Below are 5,923 nucleotides of genomic sequence, written 5' to 3'. Positions count from 1 at the left end.
CGGCACGAGTGGCTTCGATGCGTCGTTCGGATTCTTCGCGGAAGGCAACAGCGTCTTCGCACGGCTCGGGTGCGTCGGGATCGTTGAACTCACGCCACAACCTCGGTGTCGACCAAAGCTCTCCGATCTGAACTTCAGCCAGAAGGTCGGCGAAGCCCAAGCAGTGGTCTTTATCGGCATGGGTCAGCGCGAAGACGGCCAGGTAAGGGTCACCGTTCACGCGAGGCAACGCTTCGACCAGGCGGTCAACTACCGCTACCTCGGGGTTGGCGTCGTCATCGGCCTTGGCCATGTCGTGCAGGTCGACCTGGAGGACCACCTGATCGTCGATTACGACGGTTGTGCTGTCTCCGGTACCGATCGGCCAGAACACTGCTCCCCGAGCAGGCAGTCCGAACTCGTCAGTCATATGTCCTCGCCTTCCTATGCGGCCGTGATGGGGGCGCGCAGGTGATCACTTGCTGAAACACGCTACTCACGGCCACCGACAAGTCCGCGCTTCCCGATATCAGTTAACCCGCGACCCGCTTATACTGCGATGCACCTGCAGTTACTCTCAGATGCGCGATACCGATGCCCGCGGAGGCAGAACACAGCCGCGTCTTTGCCACGGCAAGCTGTTCCGGTCGAATAATCCAGTGAACTTCGCCAGGGGCGTATCTGCAACACGCTTCGTCAGGGATCGCGCCGTGCTTACTGGCCATCGTTCAATACCGCGTGGAATCCGAGTTGCTCGGCGCAACAGACGCAGAGAGTTTTGACCCGGGCGAGGCGGCTTCGATGCAGAATGCCGGGTTCTCCGCATCTTTCGCAGGTGATCGCGGAAGCGCGTTCGGCGTCGTCGGTGATGACGTCCATGGCGTCGAGAAGCTCAGGATCGGGATCCTCGCCGGCGGCCTGACAGTAGTAGCGGAGAGTGCCGAACTTCTCCTTGATCTGGTGCACCCGATAGCGGGTGTCGAGTCGGGCCAGCTTTGCGTCGGTGGCGACCACCAGGGGGTACCAGCCGACGTCGACGCTCAACCGGCGACCCCATCCGTTTGGGATGCGCCGCAGAATGGCCTCGATCACGGACGCGTGCACTCCAGCGTCTGCTGGGACGTGCAGGGCATTGCGGTGCTTGTGGGGGTCGATGTCCAGTGCCCTGAGGTGCGCGAAGGCGCCGTCAACATCGTCGCGGGTGGCTGTGCCGTTGTTGAGTACCTCACTCATGGCGTTGATGTCGGATTCAGCAGCGCGCAAACGGATCTTCTCCCCAGCGGTCAGTCCTGGGATGTCGGCATCTTCCCCGGAGACCGTCACAGGTCTGTTCCTTCTGTGGAGGTGGTGCGGTACCGGCCACCTACCTCCGCCGGCGGGGCCGTGGTTGCCAGAAGCCCGGTGTCGTCGCCGCGACGGGCACCGCGTTCAGTCGCGCCGGAATCGCGGGCCGGCGTTGAAGGGGCTGCATTCTCGGTGATGATTGTCATCGCTTCAAAGGGGTCAATGGAAAGGAGCAAAGCCGTACAGAATCTCACTCCACCGGCGAACTGGCAAGGACTTCTTTCGCCGCCGTCCTGGCAGGCGTTGAGCGGCATCCCTTCGCGACGGGGCCGCCAGCCGTCCGGCAAGAAATTTGCGACATGCAGACGGCAGGAGTGTCATCCTGACTTCTCGTGACCGATGACGAGGGGCCGCTGACTGCGGCCGCGGACCGCGAGCTCAGAGAGCAAGCCCGCATTGGTGCACGGGCCCGTTACCTTGCCTACCTAACGGAGGCGCTCGACGAACGCGGCAGTGCGGATCCCGCGGGCATGGCAGAAGCGCTGTTGGCGGCATTGACCGAGTGGCCCGACATTGAGACCGGAGAGCTGTGCCGCTGCTCGTGTCACCCGCAGTTGCCTAGTAGCGGCCTTCATGATTTCGGCTTCGGCTGCAGTTGCACCCGCACGCGCGGCCAACGGCGCGAGTCATTTCAGCAGTTGCTCAACGGGATTGACGAGTATTGGCAATCTCCGGAAGCCCTCCAGATTCGTGCCGCCGACGAGGCTGCCGAGCAAGACCTTCAAACCTGGCTCGCCCACCACCCAGGAGTCCTCGTCCATAGCCACGGCGGTTGGGCGCCTGAACAGTGGCGCGGCGAGGTCGACGAACACAGCTTCTATTTTCGCGAACGCGGCGGAGACTGGGATCTCGAAATCGACCTCCGCCCCACCGGTCAAACCATGCGAGTCGTCGACGGCCAGAATGACGATGGCACCACCCGCTACCGACAGCTGGACCTGGAACGCGGAGACATCATCGCCTCCGGCACCCTCTACACCGACGGCTACGGCACCAACCCCGCCGAGCGCGCCTACTTCATCGTCAAGATCATCCGCGACCACCTTCGGAGGAAGGTCTGCGCACACCATTCAGACGAATTGGCGCAAATCAGCGATATTCTAGGGTCCCGCGTTCGTTGGTGCCCGACGTGTGGAATCCGTTTGCTGCAGGACTAGCGCGCGTCTGATGATTGCACCGTCGCGACTTCAGCAATCGGGCGAGACAACGAATTTGAAATCGGGATCCCCATTGACGAAGAACCAGAGCTCAGTGTTCTGCCGACCGCTGCTTTGCCAGGTACGCCTCGACCGCCGCGGACCGATGGTGGCTGACGGGTACGATCCGGCCCTCTAGCTTGGCCGATGCCTTCGTGGCGCGCATCCCGGCCTGTTTCAGGGCAGCCTTCGACACCATCACTTTCTTTGGAGTTCGGGGTTCCATACCTGCACCTCCATGAAGCTTCGAATCGTGTGAGCAATCCTACGACCCGTATCGACGCCACCATATTGGTATTGCCTGCTCGAAGGTCTTGGTCACCGTGATGCTCAGAGAACGAGTCAGCAGCGAACATGTCAACCGGCTGGTGGCTGAGCCATTAAGCTGCGCCCCGTGGATGACGTTGCCTCGACCCTTGACGGCCCTGAGCTAGTTATCGGCCTCGTTTCTCCCCTCGGGATGAACACCACGGACCTCGGCAACCTGGTTCAGCGCTCACTGTCTGATTGCGGCTACCTCGCAGAAGTCATCAAGCTCTCTTCCTTGCTTCCCGCGGCCGACGACCAGCCACCTGGCGAAACTGATGACCAGCGTATCCGCAGGTTAATACGTACGGGAAACAAGTTCTGCAAAGACAACGATGATCCAGCGGCTATCGCACGTCTCGCAGTAGCTGCGATTCGGGCAACACGCCTCACCCTGTAAAAGCCGCGCAGTGGAGATGTTCGACAAGGGAGCCGAGGACAAGCTGGTGCCCTTCGCGGGTGTTGCTCCGCGTCTCTTCATGCGGATCTTCGACGATCGGCCCGCCCCCGTGTCAGTGCCTCCTGGCATATTCGAGCCATACGACCGGAGAGTCACACAGCCGCTGCTTGGGCCACTACGCGATGATGAGGATCGTGCAGACAAGGAGCGCGCTGCCGTGAACGGCCTGCAGGAGGAATACCAATGAGTACACCGTTCGCTGCGCTCACTCCCGAGGACAGGGAGGCCCTGACCCGATCCACGCGGGATCTCAGCGATATCGATCAGCGCACCCAAGACCGCATCGCCTCGGGCTTCCAGCGTGCGTACAAGACCGCTCGTGGAATCGCCGATGGCACGCTGGACCCGCTTACTCACTGACGCGTTAGAGCCGTGAGCCGGTTCATGACCATCTCTACCCACTTACTCGCGTTCCGACCGTTCGATCGATTACGAGGGGATCAGGAGATGGCAAAGCGCGACGTTGAACTGGAGATTAAGTCGCCGTCCGCGCCGACGCGAGTCTTGCGAGTGTCGAGCGCCAACCGCGTCGTCTTTCCCGCGACGGACATGACGCCAGACGTAACCAAGATCGATCTAGTCAAGTACATGGTCGCGGTGGCCGAACCGCTGCTACGCGTATTGCAGCAGCGCCCAACGACTTTGGAACGCTGGCCGAACGGTGTACATCCGGGTATGAAATTAGGGCGCGGAGCAGACGACGGTGGCTTCTACCAAAAGCGCATGATCCGGCACGCTCCCGAGTATGTCGACGGGGTCGAGATAACTTTCCCTTCCGGCAGAACCGCGACAGAGATCTGTCCGACGGAACCTGCGGTGCTTGCCTGGTGCGCGCAAATGGGAACAATCACGTTTCATCCGTGGCCAGTTCGACGGACAGATGACCCAGGTTCTGTTGATAGGCCGGACGAGTTGCGGATCGATCTCGACCCCCAGCCCGGAATCCCGTTCACAGAGGTAGTCCGGGTGGCGCTGGCCGCTCGCGACTTGTTGAACGAATTCGAGATGACTGGTTACTGCAAGACTTCAGGCGGCCGAGGTGTCCACGTCTATGTGCGGATCAGGCCTGATTGGGGATTCGACGAAGTACGTCATGCGGCCATCGCCTTTGGCCGGGAGTTGGAGCGGCGCGACAAGGGAGTGACCACCGAGTGGTGGAAGGAACTTCGCAGCAACAGAGTCTTCGTTGACTACAACCAGAATTGTCGCGATAGGACGATCGCTTCGGCTTGGTCGCCGCGAGCACGCCCCGGGGCGCCTGTATCCACGCCGGTGGCATGGACAGATCTGGAAAAGACTGAGGATCCCAGCGTTTTCAACGTTGCGACCGTGCCGGAACGCTTCAGTGAGATAGGTGATCCGTGGGTAGGTATCGACGATAAGCAGTTCTCGCTTGATCCACTACTGAGGCTGTGGGAGTCGGATCCGGTCGAAAAGAACTTCCCCCCTGACTATCCCAAGATGCCGGGTGAGCCACCGCGCGTGCAGCCAAGTCGAAAGGTCGCGGCAAACTGGAACGAGGATTAGACCGATTCGGGTAGCTGATTACTACCGAGTCTGGTGCGCGTGGTTCCTCGCCCTTCACAGGTAATCGCGGTAGCCCGCCGGCCGGTGGCACATCAGTCCATCGACCAGTCATCGGGACCAAATCCTAAAGTTTTCAAATTTTCGCGGATCGCGGCACGCTGGTCGTCGGTGAGCTTGTCGAGTTGGCTGGATTCGATGTCGATCGAGACCTGGATCGAGAGTCCGCCATCAACGAAGTGGGAGACGATTTCTTCGTAGATTTGGCCGACGTCGCGGACAACGCGAGTGTTAGTTAGTTCTTTTGTAGCGTGGAACCGTGTGGGAACGGTCGCGGACGTGACGGCGCCGCCGGCGGCGGTTGTCCCGGTCTCGCCGGCGCTGCCCGTCGAACCGCCTGCTTCTGTTGAGGTTCCGGTGCCACGGGCACCACCCTCGTCAGGCGTCTTGTCTTTCTCGATCTGCTCAAGTGCGACCGTCGGTTCGACGAGTAGACCGCCCTGACGTACGGCCCCGGGTTTTGTGACCGTCAGGCCGACGAAGCGGTCGTCGTCGTATGAATCGGCGTAGGCGAACCCATCGAGCTCAATGCTCAAGACCTCATCCAGGTGCCACGCTACGTCCATTACCACCTTGGGTCGCACGACTTTTGGCATATAGACGTACTGGCTGAAGTAGCCCACAAGCGTGTCGAGTGGGACGTAGGGCTTGTCCTTCCAGAGATTTAGCCGGTTGATCTGCATACGCAGAAGCGATGGCGAAAAAGACCGGACGACGAACTCGCCTGCATCCGCTTTCTTGGTCACCCGTTCAGCGAGCGTGCCGTCGCCGCCCATCAGGATTGATTCCAGCTCAATACTCGACGAGCCTGGTTCCTGGGTCGGCACAAGGATCCATCGGTAGGCCTCCCGAATGGAATCCGACACCGTCTGCTTTGCCTGAGCGACGCGGGACTCTGCAACCTTGACGTTGTGCTGGTCGAGATTGAGCGAGTCCTTGCTCTCCAGGATGTACTCCCACGCCATACGTTGCCGCACAGCGTTGAGGAGCACGTCGATACGGTCGACCTCGGGAGCTAGAAATACCAGGCTGTTCTTGTGGATGCGGGCGTTAG

At 60.7% G+C, this 5,923-nt stretch carries 7 protein-coding genes; 4 read left to right on the top strand and 3 right to left on the bottom strand.

Translation table 11 applies throughout. The features are described 5' to 3' along the window. Positions 1-409: ComEC/Rec2 family competence protein (locus AWC12_RS26995; RefSeq protein ID WP_207576490.1), on the bottom strand; the 409-nt coding region annotated here is incomplete at its 3' end. 284 nt (positions 410-693) lie between these two features. Continuing rightward, positions 694-1,302: a hypothetical protein gene (locus AWC12_RS26990; RefSeq protein WP_085178062.1), complete on the bottom strand. Its 609-nt coding sequence runs from the start codon at positions 1,300-1,302 to the stop codon at positions 694-696. Between the two features lie 353 nt (positions 1,303-1,655). On the opposite strand from AWC12_RS26990, the gene AWC12_RS30740 reads away from it, so the two are divergent. The 4 genes from AWC12_RS30740 (at position 1,656) to AWC12_RS26970 (ending at position 4,812) form a co-directional block, all read left to right on the top strand. Beyond that, a complete protein-coding gene (locus tag AWC12_RS30740) occupies positions 1,656-2,480 on the top strand; it encodes a hypothetical protein (RefSeq protein ID WP_110808759.1) in 825 nt (274 codons plus the stop codon). Positions 2,481-2,913: 433 nt separating this feature from the next. Further along, entirely contained in the window at positions 2,914-3,225 is a 312-nt protein-coding gene (locus AWC12_RS26980; RefSeq protein WP_085178061.1) for a hypothetical protein, read from the top strand. Between the two features lie 243 nt (positions 3,226-3,468). Next, positions 3,469-3,645, top strand: a complete 177-nt coding sequence (locus AWC12_RS31255) for a hypothetical protein (protein ID WP_165762861.1) — start codon at positions 3,469-3,471, stop codon at positions 3,643-3,645. A gap of 87 nt (positions 3,646-3,732) precedes the next feature. Continuing rightward, on the top strand, positions 3,733-4,812 hold the full coding sequence (locus AWC12_RS26970) for a DNA polymerase domain-containing protein (RefSeq protein WP_085178063.1): 1,080 nt from the start codon (positions 3,733-3,735) through the stop codon (positions 4,810-4,812). A gap of 92 nt (positions 4,813-4,904) precedes the next feature. On the opposite strand, the gene AWC12_RS31250 is transcribed toward AWC12_RS26970, so the two are convergent. Continuing rightward, on the bottom strand, positions 4,905-5,923 hold a 1,019-nt coding region (locus AWC12_RS31250), incomplete at its 5' end, for a hypothetical protein (protein WP_207576489.1).

This window comes from Mycolicibacterium iranicum (assembly GCF_002101705.1).
GTDB lineage: Bacteria > Actinomycetota > Actinomycetes > Mycobacteriales > Mycobacteriaceae > Mycobacterium > Mycobacterium iranicum.
This window is presented reverse-complemented; position numbering and strand designations above follow the sequence as displayed.